This is a genomic window from Nostoc sp. DSM 114161, assembly GCF_052692665.1.
The window spans coordinates 542,753-567,645 of record NZ_CP195141.1; the positions used below are offsets into that span (position 1 = coordinate 542,753).

18 protein-coding genes are annotated in these 24,893 nt (G+C 42.2%); 5 read left to right on the forward strand and 13 right to left on the reverse strand.

Annotation, left to right across the window (positions count from 1 at the left end):
• Positions 1-416: 416 nt before the first annotated feature.
• Positions 417-1,289: a prephenate dehydratase gene (pheA, locus tag NSTC745_RS02500; RefSeq protein ID WP_445635735.1), complete on the forward strand. Its 873-nt coding sequence runs from the start codon at positions 417-419 to the stop codon at positions 1,287-1,289.
• 215 nt (positions 1,290-1,504) lie between these two features.
• Here pheA and NSTC745_RS02505 read toward each other — a convergent pair whose 3' ends face one another.
• The 9 genes from NSTC745_RS02505 to NSTC745_RS02545 all read right to left on the reverse strand — a co-directional run bounded on the left by NSTC745_RS02505 (position 1,505) and on the right by NSTC745_RS02545 (position 11,465).
• Positions 1,505-2,155, reverse strand: a complete 651-nt coding sequence (locus tag NSTC745_RS02505) for an LON peptidase substrate-binding domain-containing protein (RefSeq protein WP_445635736.1) — start codon at positions 2,153-2,155, stop codon at positions 1,505-1,507.
• A gap of 253 nt (positions 2,156-2,408) precedes the next feature.
• Entirely contained in the window at positions 2,409-2,726 is a 318-nt protein-coding gene (gene rpsJ, locus NSTC745_RS02510) for a 30S ribosomal protein S10 (RefSeq protein ID WP_008232935.1), read from the reverse strand.
• Positions 2,727-2,886: 160 nt separating this feature from the next.
• Positions 2,887-4,116, reverse strand: a complete 1,230-nt coding sequence (gene tuf / locus NSTC745_RS02515) for an elongation factor Tu (RefSeq protein ID WP_445635737.1) — start codon at positions 4,114-4,116, stop codon at positions 2,887-2,889.
• Between the two features lie 22 nt (positions 4,117-4,138).
• Positions 4,139-6,217, reverse strand: coding sequence for an elongation factor G (fusA, locus tag NSTC745_RS02520; protein WP_445635738.1), 2,079 nt, complete (start codon positions 6,215-6,217; stop codon positions 4,139-4,141).
• A gap of 137 nt (positions 6,218-6,354) precedes the next feature.
• A complete protein-coding gene (rpsG, locus tag NSTC745_RS02525; RefSeq protein ID WP_073641192.1) occupies positions 6,355-6,825 on the reverse strand; it encodes a 30S ribosomal protein S7 in 471 nt (156 codons plus the stop codon).
• A gap of 531 nt (positions 6,826-7,356) precedes the next feature.
• Positions 7,357-7,740 (reverse strand): 30S ribosomal protein S12, encoded by a 384-nt coding sequence (rpsL, locus tag NSTC745_RS02530; protein WP_012410236.1) that lies wholly within the window; start codon positions 7,738-7,740, stop codon positions 7,357-7,359.
• A 138-nt stretch (positions 7,741-7,878) separates the two neighbouring features.
• Positions 7,879-8,205 carry a HesB/IscA family protein gene (locus NSTC745_RS02535; protein ID WP_445635739.1) on the reverse strand — a complete coding sequence of 109 codons (327 nt, stop codon included), beginning with the start codon at positions 8,203-8,205 and terminating at the stop codon, positions 7,879-7,881.
• Between the two features lie 468 nt (positions 8,206-8,673).
• Positions 8,674-9,093, reverse strand: coding sequence for a cupin domain-containing protein (locus NSTC745_RS02540; protein WP_096536743.1), 420 nt, complete (start codon positions 9,091-9,093; stop codon positions 8,674-8,676).
• A 335-nt stretch (positions 9,094-9,428) separates the two neighbouring features.
• Complete coding sequence (locus tag NSTC745_RS02545) at positions 9,429-11,465, reverse strand: phosphodiester glycosidase family protein (RefSeq protein WP_445635740.1); 2,037 nt, start codon at positions 11,463-11,465, stop codon at positions 9,429-9,431.
• 760 nt (positions 11,466-12,225) lie between these two features.
• On the opposite strand from NSTC745_RS02545, the gene gltB reads away from it, so the two are divergent.
• A complete protein-coding gene (gene gltB, locus NSTC745_RS02550) occupies positions 12,226-16,941 on the forward strand; it encodes a glutamate synthase large subunit (RefSeq protein ID WP_445635741.1) in 4,716 nt (1,571 codons plus the stop codon).
• A 158-nt stretch (positions 16,942-17,099) separates the two neighbouring features.
• Here gltB and NSTC745_RS02555 read toward each other — a convergent pair whose 3' ends face one another.
• Positions 17,100-18,008: a polysaccharide deacetylase family protein gene (locus tag NSTC745_RS02555; protein WP_445638513.1), complete on the reverse strand. Its 909-nt coding sequence runs from the start codon at positions 18,006-18,008 to the stop codon at positions 17,100-17,102.
• Positions 18,009-19,342: 1,334 nt separating this feature from the next.
• On the opposite strand from NSTC745_RS02555, the gene lepB reads away from it, so the two are divergent.
• The gene (lepB, locus tag NSTC745_RS02560; protein ID WP_445635742.1) at positions 19,343-19,915 is read left to right on the forward strand and encodes a signal peptidase I; all 573 of its coding nucleotides are present in this window, start codon (positions 19,343-19,345) and stop codon (positions 19,913-19,915) included.
• A gap of 67 nt (positions 19,916-19,982) precedes the next feature.
• Here lepB and NSTC745_RS02565 read toward each other — a convergent pair whose 3' ends face one another.
• Both NSTC745_RS02565 and NSTC745_RS02570 read right to left on the reverse strand, forming a co-directional pair.
• The gene (locus NSTC745_RS02565; protein ID WP_445635743.1) at positions 19,983-20,516 is read right to left on the reverse strand and encodes a helix-hairpin-helix domain-containing protein; all 534 of its coding nucleotides are present in this window, start codon (positions 20,514-20,516) and stop codon (positions 19,983-19,985) included.
• 14 nt (positions 20,517-20,530) lie between these two features.
• Entirely contained in the window at positions 20,531-20,905 is a 375-nt protein-coding gene (locus tag NSTC745_RS02570; RefSeq protein WP_445635744.1) for an NINE protein, read from the reverse strand.
• A 301-nt stretch (positions 20,906-21,206) separates the two neighbouring features.
• On the opposite strand from NSTC745_RS02570, the gene NSTC745_RS02575 reads away from it, so the two are divergent.
• Both NSTC745_RS02575 and NSTC745_RS02580 read left to right on the forward strand, forming a co-directional pair.
• On the forward strand, positions 21,207-22,139 hold the full coding sequence (locus NSTC745_RS02575; RefSeq protein WP_445635745.1) for a J domain-containing protein: 933 nt from the start codon (positions 21,207-21,209) through the stop codon (positions 22,137-22,139).
• Positions 22,140-22,264: 125 nt separating this feature from the next.
• Positions 22,265-22,588, forward strand: coding sequence for a DUF1825 family protein (locus NSTC745_RS02580; RefSeq protein WP_096536737.1), 324 nt, complete (start codon positions 22,265-22,267; stop codon positions 22,586-22,588).
• Between the two features lie 218 nt (positions 22,589-22,806).
• On the opposite strand, the gene NSTC745_RS02585 is transcribed toward NSTC745_RS02580, so the two are convergent.
• On the reverse strand, positions 22,807-24,732 hold the full coding sequence (locus NSTC745_RS02585; RefSeq protein WP_445635746.1) for a transglycosylase domain-containing protein: 1,926 nt from the start codon (positions 24,730-24,732) through the stop codon (positions 22,807-22,809).
• Between the last annotated feature and the right edge of the window lie 161 nt (positions 24,733-24,893).

The window sequence follows — 24,893 nt, forward strand, 5'->3', positions numbered from 1 at the left end:
TTCTTAATCTTAATATTTTTTAACAAATTAGATCTGATTACAGAAAAGTAAAAACTTTATTGACCATCAAAATTATACTTGTTGATGAGCTATATACAAACAATAAAAAGTTGGTATCCTCATTACTATCTTCTCTTAAAGAAACCCAGGATTAAAAATTAAACGTTGACAAATAATTACAAATATGCATCAAAAAATTGCGTAAGCTAATAAAATTTATCTTTAATCTTTACAGAAAATTAGACTAACAAGCTGCCTAGAAATCTGATTGGTTGAGGCTGCTATGGATAATTTCTTTACTTAAATTAATAGATCAATTTTATTGTATTTGGAGAAAAATATTTAGGATACAATTCTTTTCTACAATCCTTCTCAATTCCCAATTTTAGTAAAAGTCTCAACTCAAGGTTAAAGGCATGACTATATCGATCGCACATTTAGGGCCTCCCGGTACTTACTCAGAACAAGCAGCTGTTTTTTATGCCAACTGGCTGGGCAAAAGTGTGGGAGTTGAAGCTATGTTATGCCCTTATCCCAGTATCTCCCAATCGCTGCACGCTGTTGCTAAAGGTCAAACCCAGCTGGCTGTTGTGCCAGTGGAAAACTCTATTGAAGGGAGTGTGACTATGACGCTAGATACAGTATGGCAGTTGGATGCCTTGCAAATTCAGTTGGCCTTGGTATTACCCATTGTGCATAATTTAATTTCTTGTGCTATTGGCTTAGAAAACATTCAAACTGTCTACTCTCATCCCCAAGCTTTGGCTCAATGTCAGGGATGGTTAGAACGATTCCTTCCACAAGTACAAATTATTGCCAATAATTCTACAACCGAAGCACTAGAGCGATTAGAGCAAGAGCCGACAACAGCAACTATCGCCTCTAGTAGAGCAGCACAACTCTACAATCTGCCCATACTTGCCAGCGCGATTAATGACTATCCCGGAAACTGTACTCGTTTTTGGGTAGTAAGTCACAATGAAGCAAACGCTGGGTTTGAAAAGTCGCAATCAGTTGCTAGCCACACTTCTCTAGCTTTTAGCGTACCTGCCAACGTCCCAGGAGCATTATTGAAACCTTTGCAAATCTTTGCTCAGTTGGGAATCAACCTCAGCCGGATTGAATCTCGTCCCACAAAGCGATCGCTAGGCGAATATTTGTTTTTTATTGATGTAGAAGCAGACGCCAGCGAAACACAAATGAAATCTGCTTTAGCAGAATTAAGTAGCCACACAGAGATTCTAAGAATTTTAGGCACTTACAGTGTTTTACCAGTAAGCGCTGTTTAGTCATTCCTCAGTAGTAATTTGTTCTTTGTTTATTAAGAAATAACCAATGAGTAGTGATTAATGACTAATAACTACTTAGAGCTGATTCGTAAAGAAAATTTTAAGGGTACTCAACTGATTACTAGGTCTGAGTTTCAGCGAATAAACGCTGTATTGACTTAAATTACTGAAACCCTTACTAGACAAGTACTTTACTTGAGTTGACAAATTAGCTCTTATGATTTCTCATTAAATGTGTCTTTCAGGACAGCCCTAGCTGCCAAGTGATTACGAGTAGAAATTAAAATTTCTGCTTCCCGCTCTAGACGAGTTGCAGTATCTTGCATTTCTAGCAATAACTGTTGTTCTGCGGCGACACCATAGAGGTTGCTAGCTACCCAATAAGATAGCTCTATTGGGAGGTCGGGTAAGTCTTCTGGCAACTCAATATTTTGTTCGGTTAGTTTAGCTGATAGACGTACAACATCCCGCAGTAGTTGTTCTACTTCTGAAGCCAAAGGGCGCAAATCTTTTGTTGGTGGGTGGTCTTCAATCCACTCTACTAAGCCAACACGATATGGCTTTTCACGAACGTATTCTAAGACGCGAAATCTTTGTTGCCCTAAAGTCAACATTTTCATGCGATCGTCTGGCAACCGCTGATGGTGAACGATTTCAGCACAGCAGCCAGTGTTTGCAATTGTGCCTTTAACTGGATCGAACATTAAAACACCGAACCTGCGATCGCTCTCCAAAATCGTGTTCATCATGATTCGGTAGCGAAATTCAAAGATGTGCAGGGGCAATGGTCTGGTAGGAAACAGAACTACTTCGGGTAACGGGAACAGAGGTAGTTCGCGGACTGCAATTTTAGAAGATGATGTCATTGTTACCTTGGTATAAACTTAATCTTTAAAATTTATTTTTCTCTGCTTTTCCCGTACTTTGTCTACATTCTACCATTTGTTTTGCAGCTAAATAAAAAGCCCTGAGATATATTTCTTCAGGGCAAGGTAAATATTCATACTGATATCATTATTCGTGTCTTACAAAGTCTAAGCAAAGGAAACCTCCTGCCAGACTTTGCGCTTTGTTAGTCGTCTTTTGTCTATCGATTAATGACTAATGACTAATGACTAATTAAAGTTTGACTTCGATATCTACACCGGATGGCAAATCCAATTTCATTAGGGCATCAATAGTTTTAGAAGATGGTTGGTAGATGTCAATAATCCGGCGATGAGTACGGGTTTCAAAGTGTTCCCGCGAATCTTTATCTACGTGAGGCGATCGCAGCACACAGTAGATTCGGCGTTTTGTTGGTAAAGGAATGGGGCCGATCGCTGTAGCATTGGTGCGGTTCGCGGTGTCTACAATCTTCTCGCAAGATGTATCTAATAAGCGTCGGTCAAAAGCTTGTAAGCGAATTCTAATTTTCTGCTGCTGTAGAGTTGCCATCTTTAATTGTCCAGGTTCTGCGTAATAGGGGGAGTAGTAAATGGGGAGTGGTGAGTAAGGAGTATCTTTTTTCTATTCCCTACTCTTTTGAATTCAGGGAAGAGAAAGGAGCAGAGTGGAATCATACCATCTCTGCTCCTTTGTTATGAGCAAAAAGGTGCTATTTCAGAATTTTGGAAACGACACCAGCACCGATGGTGCGACCGCCTTCGCGAATAGCGAAGCGCATTCCTTGTTCGATAGCGATCGGGTTGATCAATTCAACTGTCATTTTGATGCGATCGCCTGGCATTACCATTTCTGCATCGCTACCATCATCTGAGGTAAAAGTTTTGATTGTCCCTGTTACATCAGTTGTCCGCACGTAGAATTGAGGACGGTAACCAGCGAAGAATGGAGTCTTGCGACCACCTTCTTTTTCTGTTAAAACGTATACTTCACCTTCAAATTGAGTGTGAGGTGTAATCGAACCGGGTTTAGCAATTACCATACCCCGTTCAATATCAGCTTTTTGGATACCTCTGAGTAGTACGCCAGCGTTATCCCCAGCCATACCTTGGTCGAGACTCTTCTTGAACATCTCAATACCAGTTACGGTGGTAGCGCGAGTATCTCTGATACCCACTAATTCAACGTTATCGCCGACTTTAACTACACCCCGCTCAATCCGACCGGTGGCAACAGTACCACGACCGGTGATGGAGAACACGTCTTCTACAGCCATTAGGAAGGGCTTGTCAACATCCCGTTCGGGAGTGGGAATGTAAGAATCTACAGCATCCATCAATTCGTAGATTTTGTCTACCCACTTATTTTCTCCCCGTTGGGTCTTGGGATTCTTGGTCATTGCTTCTAAAGCTTGCAGACCAGAGCCTTTGATGATGGGGATATCATCGCCTGGGAAATCGTAGCTAGAAAGCAATTCCCGCAGTTCTAGTTCTACTAGTTCCAAAAGTTCTTCGTCATCCATTAAGTCTTCTTTGTTCAAGAAGACAACCAGACTAGGAACGCCTACCTGTTTTGCCAGCAGGATGTGTTCGCGGGTTTGGGGCATAGGGCCATCGGTAGCAGCAACCACAAGGATGCCACCATCCATTTGTGCTGCGCCAGTGATCATGTTTTTCACATAATCAGCGTGTCCGGGACAGTCTACGTGAGCATAGTGCCGCTTTTCGGTTTCATACTCTACGTGAGCGGTATTGATAGTAATACCGCGTGCTTTTTCTTCTGGCGCGTTATCAATTTGGTCGTAGCCCTTAGCTACAGCTTGGCCGAGAGCTGCCAAGGTCATTGTGATGGCTGCTGTCAAGGTAGTTTTACCGTGGTCAACGTGGCCAACTGTACCGATATTAATGTGGGGTTTAGTCCTTTCAAACTTTGCGCGTGCCATGAATCCTCGTTTCCTTTTTTAATTAAGCGTTCCCTTTGCTTTTTGCGATGATAGTTTCAGCTACGCTCTTGGGCACTTCTTCGTAGTGGCTGAATTCCATCGTGAAGATACCGCGACCTTGGGTCTTAGACCGGATATCGGTAGCGTAACCGAACATGGTCGCTAGTGGAACTTTGGATGCCACCTTAGCGAGTCCCTGTTCAATGCTTTGGCTTTCAATCTGCCCGCGGCGGGAGATGAGGTCGCCAATGACGTTCCCCATAAAGTCTTCAGGAACTTCCACTTCAACTTTCATCATAGGCTCTAATAGTACTGGTGAAGCTTTAAGCACAGCTTCTTTCATTGCCATTGAGCCAGCGATTTTGAAAGCCATTTCTGAAGAGTCTACATCGTGATATGACCCATCAATTAGCGTCGCTTTGACATCAATCAACGGATATCCAGCCAGAACACCTGATTCGCAGCTTTCTTTCATTCCTTGTTCTGCGGGGCCAATGTACTCTTTAGGTACGACACCACCAACAATTTTGGAGACGAATTCAAAGCCTGTGCCTGGTTCTCCTGGTTCTAAATCGATCACAACGTGACCGTATTGACCTTTACCACCGCTTTGGCGGATGAATTTACCTTCGACTCTGGTTACATGCTTACGAATTGTTTCGCGGTAAGCTACTTGTGGCGCACCAACATTCGCTTCCACTTTGAATTCGCGTAACATCCGGTCTACCAGAATTTCTAGGTGTAGTTCTCCCATCCCGGCAATTACGGTTTGGTTGGTTTCTGGATCGACGCTGACGCGGAAGGTTGGGTCTTCTTCTGAGAGAGATTGCAGAGCCTTGGACAGTTTGTCCATATCGTTTTTGGTTTTGGGTTCAACCGCTACCGAGATTACAGGCTCAGGAATGAATAGAGATTCCAGAATTACTGGCGAACTATCATCACAGAGCGTGTCACCTGTCAAGGTGTCTTTTAATCCCAAGGCTGCTCCGAGATCGCCCGCACGCAATTCCTCGACATCTTGCCGTTCGTCTGCCTTCATCAGAACTAAGCGGGAAATCCGTTCTTTTTTATTCTTAGTAGCGTTGAGAACGTAGCTACCTTTTTTCAGCACACCAGAATAAACACGAACAAAGGTGAGGCGACCGTAAGGGTCAGCCATAATCTTGAATGCCAGAGCAGATAGAGGCTCATTGTCATCAGCTCTGCGCTCAACAGCGTCACCATTTGGCAGTATGCCTTGAATTGGTGGAACTTCACTTGGTGCAGGTAGGTAATCTACAACTGCATCAAGCATTAACTGTACGCCTTTATTTTTAAATGCCGAGCCACAAAGTACAGGCACAATCGTACCCGCAATTGTACCAGTACGTAGAGCATTACGAATTTCTTCTTCTGTAAGTTCTTCGCCCTCGAAGTACTTAGTCATCAGATCGTCATTGGTTTCTGCTACCGCTTCGATCAGCTTGGTACGGTATTCTTCTACCTGCTTTTGCAAGTCGGCGGGGATATCCGTTTCTTGGATATCAGTTCCTTGGTCATTGTTATAGATGTAGGCACGCAACCGTACCAGGTCAATAATACCCTTCAAGTCGTTTTCGCTACCAATTGGTAATTGAATAGCGATCGCATTTGCCCGCAAGCGATCGCGCATTTGCTCGTGAACTTTATAAAAGTTCGCTCCCGTGCGATCCATCTTGTTGATAAAGGCGATCCGAGGCACTTTGTAGCGGTCTGCTTGTCGCCAAACTGTTTCTGACTGTGGTTGTACGCCACCGACGGAACAAAATACCGCGATTACACCATCCAACACGCGCATGGAACGCTCAACTTCAATTGTGAAGTCTACGTGACCTGGAGTATCGATAATGTTAATTTGATGATCTTTCCAACTGGTACTAATAGCAGCAGCAGTGATGGTAATTCCCCGCTCCCGCTCCTGCTCCATCCAGTCTGTGACGGCAGTTCCTTCATGAACTTCGCCAATTTTATGAATTATCCCAGAGTAAAACAATATTCTCTCTGTTGTTGTTGTTTTGCCCGCATCTATATGCGCCGCAATACCGATGTTGCGTACTTTCTCTAGCGGGATCGTGCGTGCCACAATTACCTCCTATATTTTTGGCCTCATGATATCTTGTATATTACTCTTTGTTAAGATTCTATACTTTTACGGAAAACCGTCTTTTTTGTAAATCTCACGATATACCGCTTGAGGAATACGATATATCGCTTTTCTACTTAGTAACGATAATGTGCAAATGCTTTGTTAGCTTCCGCCATCCTGTGCGTTTCTTCACGCTTGCGAATTGCATTTCCAGTTTCGTTAGCAGCATCCATTAATTCATTTGCCAGTTTGCTTGCCATTGTGCGTCCTGGTCGAGAGCGAGAAAATTGCACCAGCCAACGCAGTGCTAGGGTAGTACCCCGTTCCGAACGCACTTCCATTGGTACTTGGTAGGTTGCTCCGCCGACGCGCCGAGCCTTTACTTCTACTAGAGGCGTAGCATTCCGCACCGCTCTTTCAAAAGTTTCTAAAGCATTATTGCCAGTGCGTTCTTCAATGGTTTTTAATGCATCATAAACAATTCTGGCGGCAAGCGATTTCTTGCCATGACGCATGATCCGCCTGATAATCATGCTCACAAGGCGACTGTTATATACTGAGTCAGACGGAACTGGGCGCCTTTGAATAACACCACGACGAGACATACTTCACCTTTAATTCGGATTTGGCAACGAAATTATATGCTATCAGACACCGGAAACTAAAAGCGGTGGAACCCAACCCTCAGACTTCCTCAATTTTTTTCGAGCGTTACAGATGCCAATTTTGGATTTTGGATTTTTGATTAAAATTTTTCGTTAATATGTCCTTAACCTTGTGGTTGGAACAAATGAAAAATCAAGAGTCTGTAAGTCTCATTCTCTTGGAAATTCGATAAATCTAAAATCGCAAATCTAAAATCTAAAATTGCTTGACTTGCTAAGAGCAACTGAATACTCAAGGCGACAAGATTCTAAACCTTAATGTACGAATGAGAATTCTGTTATTGTTACAGGATTCTCCTCAGAAATTCTACACTTGCTCGCTGAGTGTAGGGTATAGCTTGCTTGATTGCTTCAAACAAATAAAACAGTTTTTATGACTGCTGCAAGAACACGCCTTGGCGATCGCTTTTTGTTGGTGAGCCTTTCTAGGGCAGACGATTAATCGTGTTTAGTGCGATTAATCGCCTAATCCTATTTTTTGGCTTCTTTTGGACGTTTGGTTCCATACTTGGAACGGCCTTGCTTGCGGTCTTTGACTCCGGCTGTATCTAAGGTGCCACGGATGATGTGGTATCTCACGCCTGGTAAGTCCTTAACCCGACCGCCACGAATCATAACAACTGAGTGTTCTTGTAAGTTGTGACCAATCCCTGGAATGTAAGCTGTAACTTCAAACCCAGAGGTAAGTCTTACCCTTGCTACTTTGCGGAGAGCTGAGTTAGGCTTTTTTGGTGTGGTCGTGTATACTCTGGTACAAACTCCCCGGCGTTGGGGGCATTGTTTCAGAGCTGGGGACTTTGTTTTCTGACGCGCTTGTTCGCGTTCGTTACGTATTAGCTGCTGTATTGTTGGCATGAGTTACAGCGCGTTAAGCTGCTTATGGTCTAAGTTTTAACAAATCCTGATTATATCTTTTTTTCGGACTTGATGTCAATTGTCAATTGTCCTTTGTCTTTTGTCATTTGTGAAAAACTAATGACCAATGACCAATGATTAATTACTGATGGAGAAGGAATTACCACAAGTACAGGTAGCGATCGCTTGGGGATTATGAAAACGAAAAGCACCACCCATCAAGTCTTCTGAATAATCTACTGTCAAACCGTTGAGTTGATTTAAACTTTCGGCGTCTACGATTACTTGAATCTCGTCGAAGTCAAAAATGCGATCGCCAACTTTTATTGCTTCATCGAAGGACATATCATAAACAAAACCCGAACAGCCACCTGGTTTTACCGCTAATCGAAACAAGACATTTGGCTGTTGCTTGGACTTAATTCGCACGATTTCACTCGCGGCTGCTTGACTCAGATGAACCATGAAATTCGTTTTTGCAACTGAATAACCTATGTTTATTCTACAGATTGGTTGACCAATGCTTTGCTATTATATCCTGCACCTAGCTTACTTCTATGTAGAGTTACGTTTGAATTCAAATCTCAACAGACTTAATTTATACAGCCAAATCTCAACTTCCAAGGACGAATGAATATTTTTTGGCTTTTGAGCTTTAGCTAAATACTTGGTGTTTCCAGTTAACAAACAATTTGGTTTGACAGGTAGGAGTATTGGTCTATTTGCTTTATCTTAGATGAAGATTGTGAATTTTAACTTCATATTTCCCCGGTAGAGCGATCGCTCTTACTACATATTACTACATTTATATGACTAACATAAGTCCCCACCTCAACTAGGCAGGGACTTATGTTGTGCAGTACTTACTAGAGACAATTTGCACAAAAGTGTATTCAGTTTTGGGTTTAGAGCTTTTATAGCGCTCTTTTGGTTCTAATCCTTGGTACGAGCATAATCGTCTTGGTAGCGAATAATATCGTCTTCACCCAAGTATTCACCATTTTGTACCTCAATTAACACCAAAGGAATCACACCAGGATTCTCTAAACGATGAGCTGTACATTGAGGTACATAAGTTGACTCATTGTTACTCAATAATACTTCTTGCTCACCACAAATTACCCTAGCTGTACCAGAGACGACAATCCAGTGTTCGCTGCGGTGATGATGCATTTGTAAACTCAGGCGGTGTCCGGGCTTAACTTCGATCCGCTTAATTTTGTATCCGCGTCCTTCTTCCAATACTGTAAAAGCACCCCAAGGACGTAACTCTGTTGCAGCAATACTTTTGGAACTAATAGCTGTAGGTATGTGTAGAGCCTCAGTCTGTGTGATTTCTTGATATCGAGTCATAGTAACCTCATTAGAAGACATAACAAACCGTCGGTACTCTTAAAATCTTGATGAAAAATTCTGGTGCTGTCTTGCAACCGAAAAAAACCAGAATTTTGTTGCACTTTGTTAAAGATAGCAAAATCATTCCCTATGGTGTAAACTGTCACTGACTAAAACTTTCAGACCTACACTAAGTCTTCATTAAGTAAAATGGCAGCTTGTTCTAAACTTTAAAAAACGAGCTGAGAAATAGGGAATAAAGAATATTTTTAATTAAAAAAAATTAAAAATATTATTTTTAATCCCAAATACCCAATCCCTATTTCAAATACACAATCTCCGGCGCTAATTCCTCATTTTTGCAGGAAAATACCGATGCCATTATGGACGCGAGCAGCTGTACTCGGAAAACGGTCAAGTAGTTGCCCTCCTAAGTAAAGGCTGGTGGAACTACCACCATCTAAATTTAGAGCGTTCGCACAGCCCATTTGTTGCAGTAATTGGGCGTGTTCTGCCAATGTAGGGCCATAACCACCGACACGATTATGGACAGCAGTTATCATCAGTGTCCCTGTTGGCGTTGTGCAAATACCGCTACGAATAGCTTTTTCTGCAATAAAAGCATTGCTGAATTTTTCGGCTTTGGCATCAAGGACAATTTGACCATTTTGGATTAATAGCGGCCCTGCTCCGATAATGTGGGGATAACGATCAAAATCAGCGCCAGTAGTGCTGCTGGAAATGGTGACTGTGGTGCCAACAGGTAGCTGTGAGGCATTAGCAGCAGCGTTGGCGCGTAAGGTTAGCAGGTAGCCGTCCTGGGGAATAGGAATCGCCTGTTCGCCAACTTTGCCCCCTGGTAGTTGATTAGTAATTTGGTCTTTTTGTACCACTAGGATGATTTCATTGTCTGTTAGGGGCGTGTAAGTTGCTCCCCAAGCAGGGGTGTAACGAGCAATACCACTCTGGACGTAGCCACTATTGAGAAAGAGAATTGGTAAGCGTTGGTTATTTGCAGCGATCGCAGTTTCTTCTAAGGTGAGGCGGCCGAAGTAAAATTGACCAGAATTATTCCAAGCGATCGCTCCTCGGTTGAGAATAGGGCCTGATAACCACTGACCATCTCGGCGAATTGCACCCAACGGCAATCTGTTATTGCGGTTAAAATAACCACCGTTAATTCCAGCTACTGCTAAGTAACGTTGTGCTGTTTGAATTAAAGGAGCAGTACCAATTAGTGTATTAGAACTAACCCACATCGGTTTTAACGTTACCCCAACTGTGCGGGGGTTAACTTCTAACCAAACCACCGGGAAGCGTTCTGCCCCCAAGTTAATATAATGCTGTCGCCAGCGCAATCCTGGCGCCCAAGTAATATCTCGTTCTTCTAAAGGATCGGGTCGAATGTCGATAATTAGGCGATCGGGGTTTGCTACAGTACTCACTTGAGGTGATAAACCAAAGGGAACGCTCAAGCGAATAATGGTTTGGTTCTTCACCACTTCCACTTTTTGAATTAATGGTTCTGGGGCTGGTAGTGGTGGTGCGCTTGGCGACAATTGTTTGAGTAGATCTGGCAGCGATGTTGGTGGTGCTGCTGGTGGTGGCTGGGGAGTATAGCGTTGTATTAAAACGGGATCGGCTATTGCATCCAGGGTAACCGTCCACTCCCGATTTGGTGGTGTGGTAGATTTTGGTGGTGGTGTGTCTGGATCGGGAGATGTAGTGGGAATTGTTTTAACAGTCGATCCTTGTGCAACTTGCCAGGGAGTTGGACGATCTAAATCGACAAGAATTCGAGTTGGTTGCAAAGGAGTAACAGTGGCTTGGGAAGGTTCCTGGTTTTGAAGAATGTTCGTTACTTGGGCTTTTGGGGTGGCGATCGCTAAAATATTACCATTGGCTTGGATTTGCCATCCGGCTGCTTGGGCAAAATTACTAATATCTAGATAGCGATATCCCTTTAGTAGGGTAGTGTTTAGAACTAATGGGTTGCTCGTCGAAGAGAACCACTGTACTGGTTGCCTAGCCCAATTACTACTGTTTAAAAAATTTACTCCGATTAATTGGCGGAATGCACCGTCACTGATATGGGTTGTGATTTGATTGGCTTTTCCAGGTCGCTGTAACCAAGTTCCTGACAAGGTACGCCCATTGAGGGAAATTTGATTGCCAAGGGAAGGCGATCGCACCGCTGGTAATGGAGATGTCGGCGTCTGTGAAGTTATCGGTATTTGGTTATCATTTTTTGGGGACTCCTGGGCGTTAACATAGGTAGTAGCTAAGCACACCACTGCCAAAAGTATTGGTGACAAAGTAGCTTGCATCAACCTGGTAGTCCCAATTAGCGACATCACACTTGAGTATTGTTGTTGGCAACAATTCGGCATTCTTACCATAATTTACTAGGTATTTTTCAAAACGATCGCTCAAGGTATAAACTAACTAATTATTTGCAAATATAAAAAACATCAGTTTTTTGCGAAAAAATATGATAATCTATATATTGGATTGTTATCTCTTGTAAAGAGAAAGAATAATTAAGCCGTCTAAACGACTGTAAGCAAGTGTTCTAACTGGCACTAATAGCGATCGCACTATACACGGTAGTGCTAGTTATCAAAACTGGATTAAGATATTCAATCCTCATTGTTAGTTGCGATTGCTACTTAAGTGAGGTGCAATTGCTAGTGGGACAGGTGGCAACTGGTGAAGAGAAATTTTTGGGAATTGTCAAATGGGCATATATTGTAATACGCTGATTTTATTGCTGGATCGGGATAATTTTGATTTTAAAACCTAGTGCAGCGTTAAGTGGTTGTATATGAGATGAGCCAAAGGAGGCTCTCAAAGCAAGTAGCTAGTGTGCATCTGGAAAGAGGGAATTGAGAAAATATTTAGCTTCACAATATATAGAGAGAAAATGTCAGGGCAATAAAAGTGTCTTGGCTAAAATAGCTTGTCTAAAAAAAGCATAAATACATAAAAAGTACGTAAAAATTTTAACACGGGGCAACTAAAAAGTAAAACCGAAGTTAAAATTTTTTTTCCCTAAATTTTTAGTCTTGATGTATTTCTGCATCGCTAAATTGAAAAATTTTTCTCATAAGTAGTGGCAAAATTGGTAACTCAATAGTTCAGGTACATGGTATGAATAATAAATCGATGAATCAAGACCATAAAATCACGGCGGATATTGACTCAAGGAATACCAGCCAGGGGCAAAGATGGTTAGTAGAGGAACGAGATGCCTGTGGTGTAGGTTTCATTGCTCATCGACAAAATCATGCCAGCCACGAAATTGTCGAAAAAGCTTTAGCTGCTTTAACTTGCCTAGAACATCGGGGAGGTTGTAGTGCTGACCAAGACTCTGGCGATGGTGCAGGAGTATTAACAGCAATTCCTTGGGAGTTGTTTCAACAAGAGTTTTCCCATCAAAAAGAATTTTCATCTACCAACAATACAGCTGTGGGGATGATATTCTTACCACAAGACAAAGAAGCAGCACAAAAAGCCAGAGCAGCAGTTGAGCGAGTAGCTGGTGAAGAAAAATTGATGGTGCTGGGATGGCGAGTGGTGCCAGTGCAACCTAGTTTACTAGGGGTACAAGCTAGAGAAAATCAACCCCAAATCGAACAAGTTTTATTAGCTTCTGTTGACAAAACAGGCGAAGATTTGGAACGGCAATTGTATCTGACTCGCCGCCGAATAAGTAAACTGGCAAATGATATTTCAGAAGAATTCTATATTTGCTCGTTATCAAGCCGGACAATTGTCTACAAAGGCATGGTGCGTTCTGCTGTATTGGGAGAATTTTATCAAGATTTAAAAAATCCTCTTTACCAAAGCGCCTTTGCTGTCTACCATCGTCGCTTCAGTACCAACACAATGCCCAAGTGGCCGCTAGCTCAACCAATGCGGCTTTTGGGTCACAATGGCGAAATTAATACTTTGTTAGGTAACATCAACTGGATGATGGCGCGTGAAGCCGATCTAAATCATCCAGTATGGACTATGGGTGCAGGTTCTTCCCAAGAGAATCGCATCAACGAACTTAAGCCATTAGTTCACATTGACAACAGCGACTCAGCTACTTTAGATAATGTGCTGGAATTGCTGGTGCGTTCTGGACGCAGCCCCTTGGAAGCTTTAATGATTATGGTTCCAGAGGCTTACAAAAATCAGCCTTCTTTAAATGAATATCCAGAAATTATTGATTTTTACGAATATTACAGCGGTTTGCAAGAAGCATGGGACGGCCCAGCGCTTTTAGTATTCAGTGATGGGCAAAAAGTTGGGGCGACACTAGATCGGAATGGATTAAGACCGGCTCGTTACGTAATTACCGAAGATAACTATATTGTTGTAGCTTCGGAAGCAGGAGTAGTGGAATTCCCAGAAGCCAAAATTATAGAGAAAGGTAGACTAGGGCCGGGGCAAATGATTGCTGTGGACTTAGTAAAACATGAAGTGCTGAAAAATTGGGATATAAAGGCACGCATCGCTAAGGAGCATCCCTATGGAAAATGGTTGCAACAGTACCGTCAAGAATTAGAGTCGTTGGTCATTAGTCATATATCATCAGCAAATGGAAATGGTAATGACCAAGGACAAGTGACCATTGACAAGCAAAGCTTACTTCAGCGTCAAACTGCCTTTGGTTACACCACAGAAGATGTGGAAATGGTGATTCAACCAATGGCGATCGCAGGCTCAGAACCGACTTTCTGTATGGGAGATGATATCCCCCTAGCAGTACTGTCAGAAAAGCCCCACCTGCTTTATGACTACTTCAAACAGCGCTTTGCTCAGGTAACCAACCCGGCCATCGATCCCCTACGGGAAAAGCTGGTGATGTCTTTGAAAGTCGAGTTGGGCGAACGCGGTAACTTATTAGAACCAAAGCCAGAATATGCTCGCAGATTGAGACTTGAGTCGCCAGTATTGAACGAAACAGAATTAGAGGCGATTAAGCTGTCAGGATTTGCCACAGCCGAGTTATCAACTTTATTTGCGATCGCTAACGGCCCGGAAGGATTAAAAGCTGCTGTGGAGGCTTTACAAGCACGAGCAGCCGAATCAGTGCGGGCTGGTGCAAAGATTTTAATATTAAGCGACCAGATCCCTCCAACCTCACTTAATAACGCGGGGATCGATACAGAATACACTTACATTCCTCCCCTATTAGCAGTCGGCGCCGTCCATCACCACCTGATTCGGGAAGGGTTGCGAATGAAAACATCCCTGATTGCTAATACTGCCCAATGCTGGAGTACTCATCACTTTGCTTGTCTGATTGGCTATGGTGCTGGTGCGGTTTGTCCGTATATGGCTTTGGACACAGTGCGTGATTGGTGGTCAGATCCCAAAACTCAAAAGTTGATGGGTTTGGAGAAAATTGCAAGCATCACTCTAAAGCAAGCTTTAGGAAATTATCGCAAAGCAGTGGAGTCGGGTTTATTGAAAATTCTCTCCAAAATGGGAATTTCTTTACTCTCCAGCTATCAAGCAGCGCAAATTTTTGAAGCGATCGGTATCGGTAGGGATTTAATCGACCTGGGATTTCGCGGTACGACTTCCCGCATTGGCGGTTTGAGTGTGAGCGAACTCGCCTTGGAAGTGCTTTCTTTCCACAGCAAAGCTTTCCCGGAACTGACAACCAACAAATTAGAAAACTTGGGCTTTGTGCAGTACCGTCCTAAGGGCGAGTATCACATGAATAGTCCAGAAATGGTGAAGGCACTGCATAAAGCTCTAGATGGCAAAAACTACGACCACTATGAAGTTTACAAACAGCACCTCCAAGGCAGACCGATAACGGCTTTGCGCGACTTGCTCGACTTCCAAGGCGATCGCCCCTCAATTCCGTTAGAAGAAGTAGAATCAGTAGCTGAAATTGTCCAGCGTTTCTGTACTGGAGGCATGTCTTTAGGTGCTTTGTCAAGAGAAGCACACGAAACTTTAGCCATCGCCATGAACCGCATTGGCGGTAAATCTAACTCTGGGGAAGGTGGCGAAGATCCAGTGCGCTATACAGTTTTGGATGATGTAGATGAATCTGGACACTCAGCAACTTTGCCCCATTTAAAAGGATTGCAAAATGGCGATCGCGCCTATAGTGCCATTAAGCAAGTAGCATCGGGACGCTTTGGTGTGACGCCAGAGTATTTAGTCAACGCCAAGCAAATTGAAATTAAAATTGCCCAAGGTGCCAAGCCTGGGGAAGGCGGACAACTACCAGGGCCGAAGGTAAGCCAATACATTGCCATGTTAAGGCGCTCTAAGCCTGGTGTAACGCTGATTTCACCACCACCACACCACGATATTTATTCGATTGAAGACTTAGCGCAGCTGATTTTTGACCTACACCAAATTAACCCGAAAGCAAAAGTCTCAGTCAAGCTAGTTGCTGAAGTCGGTATTGGTACGATCGCCGCGGGTGTAGCCAAAGCAAATGCTGATATTATCCAAATTTCTGGTCATGATGGCGGTACCGGTGCATCGCCGCTCAGTTCAATTAAACATGCGGGTTCGCCTTGGGAACTCGGTTTAAGTGAAGTGCATCGCGTTTTGATGGAAAATAGTTTGCGCGATCGCGTGATTTTACGGGTCGATGGCGGTCTCAAGAGTGGTTGGGACGTGGTAATAGGTGCATTGATGGGCGCTGAAGAATTCGGTTTCGGCTCCATTGCTATGATTGCCGAAGGCTGCATTATGGCGCGTATCTGCCACACAAATAACTGCCCCGTGGGAGTCGCTTCTCAAAAAGAAGAACTCCGCAAGCGGTTTACAGGAATCCCCGAACAAGTTGTCAACTTCTTCTACTTCATCGCCGAAGAAGTGCGGAGTTTGTTAGCACGACTCGGCTACCGTTCATTGTCAGAAATTATCGGACGTGCAGATTTATTGAAAGTGCGCCCAGAAGTAAAACTTACCAAAACGCGATCGCTAAATCTCAACTGTTTACTTCAACTACCAGACACCAGAGAAAATCGTCACTGGTTAGTGCATGAAGAAGTCCACAGCAACGGCGTAGTTTTGGATGACAAATTGCTTGCCGATCCCGACATTCAAGCTGCCATCAAAAACCAATCTACTGTTACCAAAACCTTCCCCATAGTCAATACTGACAGAACAGTAGGTACTAGATTAGCAGGGGCGATCGCTTCCCAGTACGGTGACAGCGGCTTTGAAGGACAAATTAATCTCAAATTCACGGGTAGTGTCGGACAAAGCTTTGGCGCTTTCAACCTCCCAGGCATTATTCTCACCCTGGAAGGAGAGGCAAACGACTACGTAGGCAAAGGAATGCATGGTGGTGAAATCATCATCAAACCGCCGTCTGATGCCACTTATAATTCATCGCAAAACGTCATAGTTGGCAATACCTGTCTTTATGGCGCTACTGGTGGCACATTATTTGCCAACGGTTTAGCAGGAGAGCGGTTTGCTGTGAGAAACTCCAAAGGTGTCGCAGTCATTGAAGGTGCTGGGGATCACTGCTGTGAGTATATGACTGGTGGTACGATTGTCGTTCTTGGTAAAGTAGGACGTAACGTTGGGGCTGGAATGACCGGTGGACTCGCATACTTTTTAGATGAAGACGGTTCATTCCTTGAGTTAGTCAACCCAGAAGTTTTCAAAAAGCAGCGAGTGATTACTCAAGCAGGTGCAAAGCAATTGCAAGAGTTAATCAAAACTCATGCAGAACGAACTGGTTCGCCAAAAGCGAAGAAAATTCTGCAAAACTGGCAAGAATTTTTGCCCAAATTCTGGCAGTTGGTTCCGCTTTCTGAAGCTGATAGTCCAGAAGCCGATCCTCAAAAAGAGACAGCTGAGTTCAGTTTAGTGAGTAGCAGTCATTAACAAACAACAAAGATCCCCGACTTCTTTAAGAGGTCGGGGATTTGCGATTTATAACTTAAATGGAATCAATTAGTATTGCCACCTAGTATTTAACCAAAAAATATAATTTTAGTTGTTACTCAATTAATATTGGCCAATAACTTAGTAATTAATAATTATTACTTTTTATTAGCAACTACCTTTATCTCTTTATCTTCTATTTCTAAAAGTTCTGGAACAGTTACAAACCGATAGCCTTGCTTTCTAAAGTTACTAATAATTTCTGGTAAAGCTTGCACAGTTCTAGAACGATTACCGCCACCATCGTGCATCAGCACAATGCCACCAGGTCTGGAATCTTTAAGTACATTATTAATTAGCTTTGGGACGGGTGGCTGTTTGTAGTCCGTGGAGTCAGCTGACCACATCACCACAGTATATTTTTGTCCTTTGGCATAACCAACTAGCCCATTGTGCATCATACCACCGGGAGGCCGGAACAGAGTTGTTTTAACTCCTGTAACTTGATAAATTAATTCTGTTGTGCGATCGATTTCAAAGGCAGCTGCCTGGTGATTAAAGAAGTGATACCAATGATGCCAAGTATGGTTGGCAATGATATGACCTTGAGCTACAATTTCTTTGCCTAATTCTGGATAATTTTTCAGGTTTTGCCCAACAACAAAAAATGTCCCTTTAATATTATTTGTTTTTAAAATATCTAGTACTTGCTTTGTACTTTCAGGCCAAGGGCCATCATCAAAGGTAAGAGCAATGACTTTCTCTGCTTGAGCCAATTTTGCCTCTTTAATTATCGTCCCTTGAAAACGCGATGGTACGGGGTAGGAGAAGCCTTTGACTTGTGCCTGTTGCTGCCAGCTCATCAGCATCGCTCCCTTGAATTTCTCAATGCGCTGCTGAGTTCCTGCGTTCGCAGATACATTATTTACATTGATATTTGGTTTAATCTGAGCTTCCGAAGTATTTGGTCTCAGAAGCATCATCAAACCAAGACTAAAAACACCACCCAAGCCAAGCAACCCAATTAATATGCCTTCTGGCCACAAAAACGGCTTATTATTTTCCACCATTTAGCTCCTTCACCAAGAAAACCATCCCACGTATATGACAGTACGTTCTAGCACAAAATTTTTTAGATATTTAAAAACCAATGGTTTGTATAATTCTGAAAATTAGAATCAAACACACAGATTTTACAGCTTTTACTGAAACTTAAATGTTTAATCTCAACCAACCCATAAACAGTAGAGTCTGCACTTACTCTGAGCATTAGCTCTTGCAAGGAGCATTATTTAGATAATTAACTACACCTCGAAATCCTCTTAATAGAAGTTTTTAATTTACTATTGTCTCTACCCAACTAATAGCTACAGCAGTACTATACTTTCAGGTAGGATACTTTCAAAAATAAATAAGTTCAGTTTAGCTGCTAAGTCTACAACTCACATCTTTTGCAAGCTCTCCTTTTGACAGGGAAGTTTTATATTGATAGCTTCGTAAATTATTTAATTAATCTACAAAACTACTCAATAAAAGGCGAGTTTTTTGAAAAAACAGTCTAATAAACTATTTAGTTATACAATTTATAAAATATATTTTACTGCCTAATGACATTGCTTCCCTTTTAAGAAAAAGTTAAATTTTTAACTGAGAGAATATTGCTTTGTAATTTCTATCAAACAGAGAGACGGAAATTAATTCAATATAGTTTCTCATTGCCAAGGGGCACTTAGTCGTTAATCTAGATACTTTTTACTTATTTAGCAAAAATAATTGTATTGGCATAACTCTATTTTTGATGTTGAGATTTTAGTCAAAATTGCTACTGACTTTTTATCTGCTATCCTTAATCTTGATAACTAAAGAGGCTCATACATTATTAATATTACAATTTAATATGCGTTGTTACCGTAGAATTACGTAACTTAATCGCACTTTTACGAACAATTTGTTAAAATATTATATAGTCTGTCGTAGAACTATTAAAACATTAAATATTGTATTTAAATTAAATGTTTCTTGACTAATTACACCAAGTTCAGTTAATTTTTTCTCGATCGCAGAAAAAACCGACTGGCTATATAGCTATTACAGTCGGCAACTAGCTTTTTTTAGTAAGAGGAAGCAAAGCTGAAAATTGTCTAGTAACTTAGCTTATAATTGCAGCAACTAGAATTAAAATTTTTAATTGTCTATCTAATAATCTTAATCTTCAGCTGATGTTCCGTGAGACAGGTCATAGTTGATTTTCAGGAGTTTTGCATAGCGTTGATAGATGCAATAACTGTATTATTTAATCTATGTATGAATTGGTGAGAAACTCAGCTTGTTTATCAGTATACCTTTGAAGTCAAAATAATCAAGGTATTTGTTCCACTTCTTTAACTGGCTAAAAATTTCTATGATTCCTCACGAAAGTGATGCAAAGCAAGAGCGTGCGTCGTCAAAAGTATGGCGTAGTTGGCAGGAAAATCTGATTTTAGTGGCGATCGCCTTATGTTTAGCACTCCTAATTCGGACTTTTATCGCCGAACCTCGTTACATACCTTCTGACTCGATGTTACCCACCTTACATACTGGCGATCGCTTGGTGGTAGAAAAAATCTCCTATCATTTTCACCCCCCCATAACTGGCGACATTATCGTTTTTCAACCACCCGCAGAACTACAACGTCGAGGATATCCCCAAGATCAAGCCTTCATCAAGCGAGTGATTGGCCAACCAGGCGAGGTAATTAGTGTTGTTCGCGGCGAAGTTTATATCAACAACCAACGCCTAGCAGAAGACTACATTGCTGAACTAGCAAATCAGCCGTTTCAACCAGTGAAAGTTCCAGAAGACCAATTTTTTGTCATGGGAGATAACCGCAACGACAGTAACGACTCTCGTTATTGGGGCTTTTTACCCAGAAAAAATATCATTGGTCGGGCAACATTTCGCTTTTGGCCTCTAAATCGCATTGGGTTTATTTAATTAGTAAATAGTCAGTTGTTTGTGTTGAACAACTGACTATTTAGAAGAGTAACTAATAAATAACCTGTTAAAAACGCAGAAAATACATTAACTGAGCGATCGCATCACCAGGTAGCTCTAATCGTCGTTGAAAATCAGCTAGGTTATGAAAAGGCCCGGCAGATTGGCGATTTTGCACTACTGCTTGTGCTAGAGACACATCGATAAAGGGAATTTTGGCTAAATTTTCAACTGTTGCCGTGTTCGGATTAACTAAATTTGTTGGAGAATCTAAAGATTCGCGATCGTAATAACTAAAATTTAATAGGGGTTTTAGTGGTTCGAGTCGCGGGGAAGGCATACCCAAAGCCGCAGCTATATCTTCAATACAATAAAATTTCACACCAGAATGTGAAAGTTCCACAAGCGATCGCGCTTGGTGAATTGACAAACCTGGTAAGCGTAACCAATCATCTACAGTTGCTTGATTAGCATCAATGCGAATGCCCAATTGTGCCGCAATCTGAATTTCTTCCCCAGATTGCAAGCGATAGTAAGGATCGTTGAGCAACTTGGCACGGAGTTTTTGCAGCTTCAAATTGAAAGGTAGCCAATTGTTCATGATTGTCGTTAATATCAAGAAATTTGGTCTAGCAGTTGGCGGCGTTTTTGCTCAAATTCATATTCTGAAATTAGTCCATCTTGGCGTAGAGCATCGAGTTCGCGCAAAGCATCAGCAACTGCTCCTACTCGATCGCTCGCGTGCTGTGAATTCCTGAGAGCTGATTTGCCGAGATTAAAATTGCGATCGAAGGCTTCTTCGTCTTGAGCTAAATACCAAACTCCCTCAATAGCACTAGCTACCTTGGGGATAGGTGTCCACGAAAGTAAGACATACAAAATACCCCACAGGTGCTGTCCCAGATAAAATTTATGCAATCCGGAAATTGTCAGCGTGCCAGAAAAAGCTAGAACAGCGGCAACACTTCGACTTTTGCGCTTAGTCAACATATTCCTAACAAATATACCAGTACTATAGTTCCTAGAATAAGACAGCCATCAGTAATTCCAAATTTAAAATCAAGAAATATAATGGTGGCAATTATCTTCAATATATTGCTAAATTTTTACTTAAATAGCGTTCAGATAATTTTATTTTAATCAACTACTCTACTTTGCTTTTGCGATCTTTGGGTGGAAAGTCCTCTCAGGATTTAGGGTTTGAGAATAAACTTGAGTAGGTGTCATATCACCGAGCATTGAGCTTTGATGCTAATTTTAAGTTTTTAAGCGATCGGATTACTTTACTACAATGTCACAAACTTTCCTACCGCCGAAATGGCTCGAACAGCTTTGCGATCCTTATGCTGTGCTAGGAATTTCCGTGACTGCTGACGATCGCCAGATTCTCAAACGCTATCACACTTTAGCAAAACTGTTACATCCCGATCGCCATACCAAAAGCAGCAATCGAGAACAAGAATTAGCAACGGCAATATTTAGCCATTTAATCAACCCAGCCTATGAGCAGTTGAAAAATCAACACAAGCGCTTGAGTGCCATAGCAATGTTGCTTTCACAAGCAAGAGTCTTGAAGGAGCAAGTTTTGTCTGAAAAAAGCGCTCTATTCCAGGAAATTCGGGAAATGACTACACCCCAAGCAGAGTTCTTTTACGAAGAAGCGATCGCCTGCTATGCAGAAGCTCAATACAAATCACTACATCAGTTTTATCAAGTAACCCAACAAATAAGGATACTAAATTTAGTTTACTTACAGTTGCATAAATCTAATCTGTTGCTACCTCAAGAACCTCTTCCCATCATTTCCAAGGTAGAAGTTAAGCCAGTTCAAGTGACATTAACTGAAGAAACTAATGTCAAACCCGTTTTGAAAAACTACGCTCAACGTCACTACGAGCGAGCTATAGAGTATATTAAACTAACCAAATGGACGCTAGCTGTCCAAGAACTACGGGATGCTATCAAGTTAGAACCTAATAACAGCGATTATCACGCCCTATTAGGTTTTGTACATCTTCGGCAAAAATTACTAGGAATGGCTAGGGTTTACATCACTCAAGCATTAAAACTTAACCCGCAAAATTCACTAGCTTTGAAATGCGCTACCAGGTTGAAAATTCAGCCCGATGAAAACCGCAATCCGAAATCAATTGCTAAAGCTTTGAGTATTGCGGCTTTATTAGGTGGGTTTAGAGACGGGAAACGTTCTCAAGTCAAGTGTTGAAATTTCGGTAATAAACCGTACTCAAACCGAAGCTTGTCCGCTAGATTACTCGCCTAGACTAGAATAAAAATATAAGTCAAACTATTAAGCTACTGAGTCTGGGCGCTCAGTTTTATATAGGCAACATGGGATTCTTCGATTCTGAAATAGTTCAGCAAGAAGCAAAGCAGTTGTTTGATGATTATCAAGCACTTATCAAGCTTGGCAACAGCTACGGTAAATTTGACCGCGAGGGCAAAAAGCTGTTTATTGAGCAAATGGAAGCCATGATGGATCGCTATCGCATCTTTATGAAGCGCTTTGAGCTATCAGAAGACTTCATGGCACAAATGACAGTAGAGCAACTAAAAACTCAGTTAGGTCAGTTTGGTGTTACCCCGCAACAAATGTTTGACCAAATGCACCTGACTTTAGAACGGATGAAAGCCGAGCTAGAAAAACAGCCCTAACATCAAGTTACGAGTTAAGAGTTAGGAGTTGGGAGTTGGGAGTTAGAAGTTAAAAATTTTATGCGAATCAGGTATTGAAAGCCTTGTTACTTCCTTAATTTATCCAAAATTATTATAATTTGGCTTAAATTTTGGATAAATTCATCTAACTACAGGTAAACCAATATCAGGTAGGAGTTGCTTAATAACTCCTAACTCTTAACTCCTAACTTCTAACTCTAATTAGACTTGGGACGGGGAAACTGGGAAGGTGACTTGAAGTTTTCTACAGGCACATTTTTGAGTGCTTTTTCCATAAAATCTTTCCAGATGGGAGCAACCATACCGCCGCCTGTAGCACGGCTAGCTAATTGTCTGTTGTCGTCTCTTCCTACCCAAACAGCAGTAGTTAACTGGGGTACAGTCCCAACAAACCAAATATCCTTTTCTGAAGAAGTTGTACCTGTCTTACCAGCGGCGGGGCGACCAATAGCAGCACCTTTACCCGTACCACTGGTAACCACCGTTCGCATCACATCAATAATGGCTGCCGAAGCCCAAGGGTCTAGAACTAGTTGGGGTTTAGGAGTATTATCTAGTAATACATTACCACTACTATCGCTGACACGGGCAATTACAGTTGGTGGAGACTGCCAGCCATAATTAGCAAAGGTAGCATAGGCACTAGCCATTTCCAAAGGTGTGACACCAATTGCTCCCAGAGGTAGCGAGGTCACAGGTTCCATTGGACTCATAATGCCCAAGGTACGGCAGGTTTCTATGACTCGATTCATCCCCACAGCCTTACCAATTTTAATCACAGGAATGTTCCGTGATTGGGCTAAAGCCGTGCGAATTGGCATCGGGCCGCTAAAACTGCCATCGTAATTTCTTGGAGAGTACCAACCACTACCATCTTGATATCTAACTGGTGCATCCACCACCGTTGTATCCGGGCCGTATTTGCCAGTAGCAAAAGCAGTATAGTATACGAAGGGTTTGAAAGAAGATCCGGGCTGTCGCTGAGCTTGAGTTGCCCGATTGAATTCACTGACTTTAGGATCTACACCACCCACCAAGGCTTTGATAAAATGCGTGCGCGGATCGATCGACACCAAAGCAATTTGATTCTTCGATAGTCCCTGCTCCAGCAGTGATTTATGCCACTTGACAACAGTTTCCTCTGCCATAATTTGAAAGTTGGCATCAACTGTAGTTTGCACCCGCATTCCACCCTTGAGTAGTGCCTCGCGGCCAAACTTCTTAGCCAACTCCTGCGCTACAGTGTTGGTTATATAAGGTAGGGCACTACCTTGAAAGGATTTGATTCTGCCAAGTTTGATTTCTTGCTTAAGGGCATCATCGTACTCTTGCTGGCTAATCCAATTTAATTCCAGCATCCGTCCCAGCACTTCTTTTTGTTTCTGTTTTGCCAGCTTCATACTCACAAACGGGCTGAATTCTTCTGGTGCTTGAATCAAACCCGCCATCATTGCTGACTCACCCAAAGTTAAATATTCTGATGACTTGTTAAAGTAACTGCGTGCCGCCGTCTGTACACCATAATTGTTATGACCCCAATAAACTTGATTGAGGTACATTTCTAAAATTTGGTCTTTGGTGAGAATTTGCTCTAAGCGAATTGCTAGCACCCCTTCTGCTAACTTCCGGGTAAAGGCACGCTTGCGAGTCAAAAATAAGTTTTTTACTAACTGCATGGTAACAGTAGAGCCGCCTTCACGCACTCCACCTGCTACAGCGTTAACTACTACAGCACGTCCGACGCCAGTGGGGTTAATGCCGTGATGACTGTAGAAGTGGCTATCTTCACTTGCCAATACTGCCCGTTTGAGATTTGGGGAAATTCTATCTAAGGGAACTACTTCCCGGTTGGCTTCCCCGTGGACGCTAGCTAAAAGTTTACCCTTAATGTCATAAATGTAAGTTGTTTCTGAGGGAAAGAAATTACGTAGCTGTCTTACATCTGGCAAATTACGGAAACTAATGGCTAAACCAACCAGTCCTCCGGCTACAATGGAACTTGCCAGCATGGTGATTGAAAGCAGAGTACCGCCAGTTACCTGACCGACTCCTTTCAAAAACTCGAAACCCGATGAAGCCTGACGTTGTGGCTGTTTCTCTTCAAAAGTCCTAGACGACGACACGGCGATTTCACTTCCTCATGTGTAAATTTAACTGTAATTAATTCGGCGAAGCAAGGCGGTTAATTTTTTGCAATTATAGTAGTTTGGCAGATGAGAAAGTGGATAAATTGCAAGTGTTTATAACCAACTTAACTTCTAGTGTACAAAGCATAGCTAACGAT

Coding starts and splice junctions, on each gene's coding strand:
- pheA (WP_445635735.1), top strand. CDS start 417: ATGACTATATCGATCGCACATTTAGGGCCTCCCGGTACTTACTCAGAA.
- NSTC745_RS02505 (WP_445635736.1), bottom strand. CDS start 2,155: ATGACATCATCTTCTAAAATTGCAGTCCGCGAACTACCTCTGTTCCCG.
- rpsJ (WP_008232935.1), bottom strand. CDS start 2,726: ATGGCAACTCTACAGCAGCAGAAAATTAGAATTCGCTTACAAGCTTTT.
- tuf (WP_445635737.1), bottom strand. CDS start 4,116: ATGGCACGCGCAAAGTTTGAAAGGACTAAACCCCACATTAATATCGGT.
- rpsG (WP_073641192.1), bottom strand. CDS start 6,825: ATGTCTCGTCGTGGTGTTATTCAAAGGCGCCCAGTTCCGTCTGACTCA.
- rpsL (WP_012410236.1), bottom strand. CDS start 7,740: ATGCCAACAATACAGCAGCTAATACGTAACGAACGCGAACAAGCGCGT.
- NSTC745_RS02535 (WP_445635739.1), bottom strand. CDS start 8,205: ATGGTTCATCTGAGTCAAGCAGCCGCGAGTGAAATCGTGCGAATTAAG.
- NSTC745_RS02540 (WP_096536743.1), bottom strand. CDS start 9,093: ATGACTCGATATCAAGAAATCACACAGACTGAGGCTCTACACATACCT.
- NSTC745_RS02545 (WP_445635740.1), bottom strand. CDS start 11,465: ATGCCGAATTGTTGCCAACAACAATACTCAAGTGTGATGTCGCTAATT.
- gltB (WP_445635741.1), top strand. CDS start 12,226: ATGAATAATAAATCGATGAATCAAGACCATAAAATCACGGCGGATATT.
- lepB (WP_445635742.1), top strand. CDS start 19,343: ATGATTCCTCACGAAAGTGATGCAAAGCAAGAGCGTGCGTCGTCAAAA.
- NSTC745_RS02565 (WP_445635743.1), bottom strand. CDS start 20,516: ATGAACAATTGGCTACCTTTCAATTTGAAGCTGCAAAAACTCCGTGCC.
- NSTC745_RS02570 (WP_445635744.1), bottom strand. CDS start 20,905: ATGTTGACTAAGCGCAAAAGTCGAAGTGTTGCCGCTGTTCTAGCTTTT.
- NSTC745_RS02575 (WP_445635745.1), top strand. CDS start 21,207: ATGTCACAAACTTTCCTACCGCCGAAATGGCTCGAACAGCTTTGCGAT.
- NSTC745_RS02580 (WP_096536737.1), top strand. CDS start 22,265: ATGGGATTCTTCGATTCTGAAATAGTTCAGCAAGAAGCAAAGCAGTTG.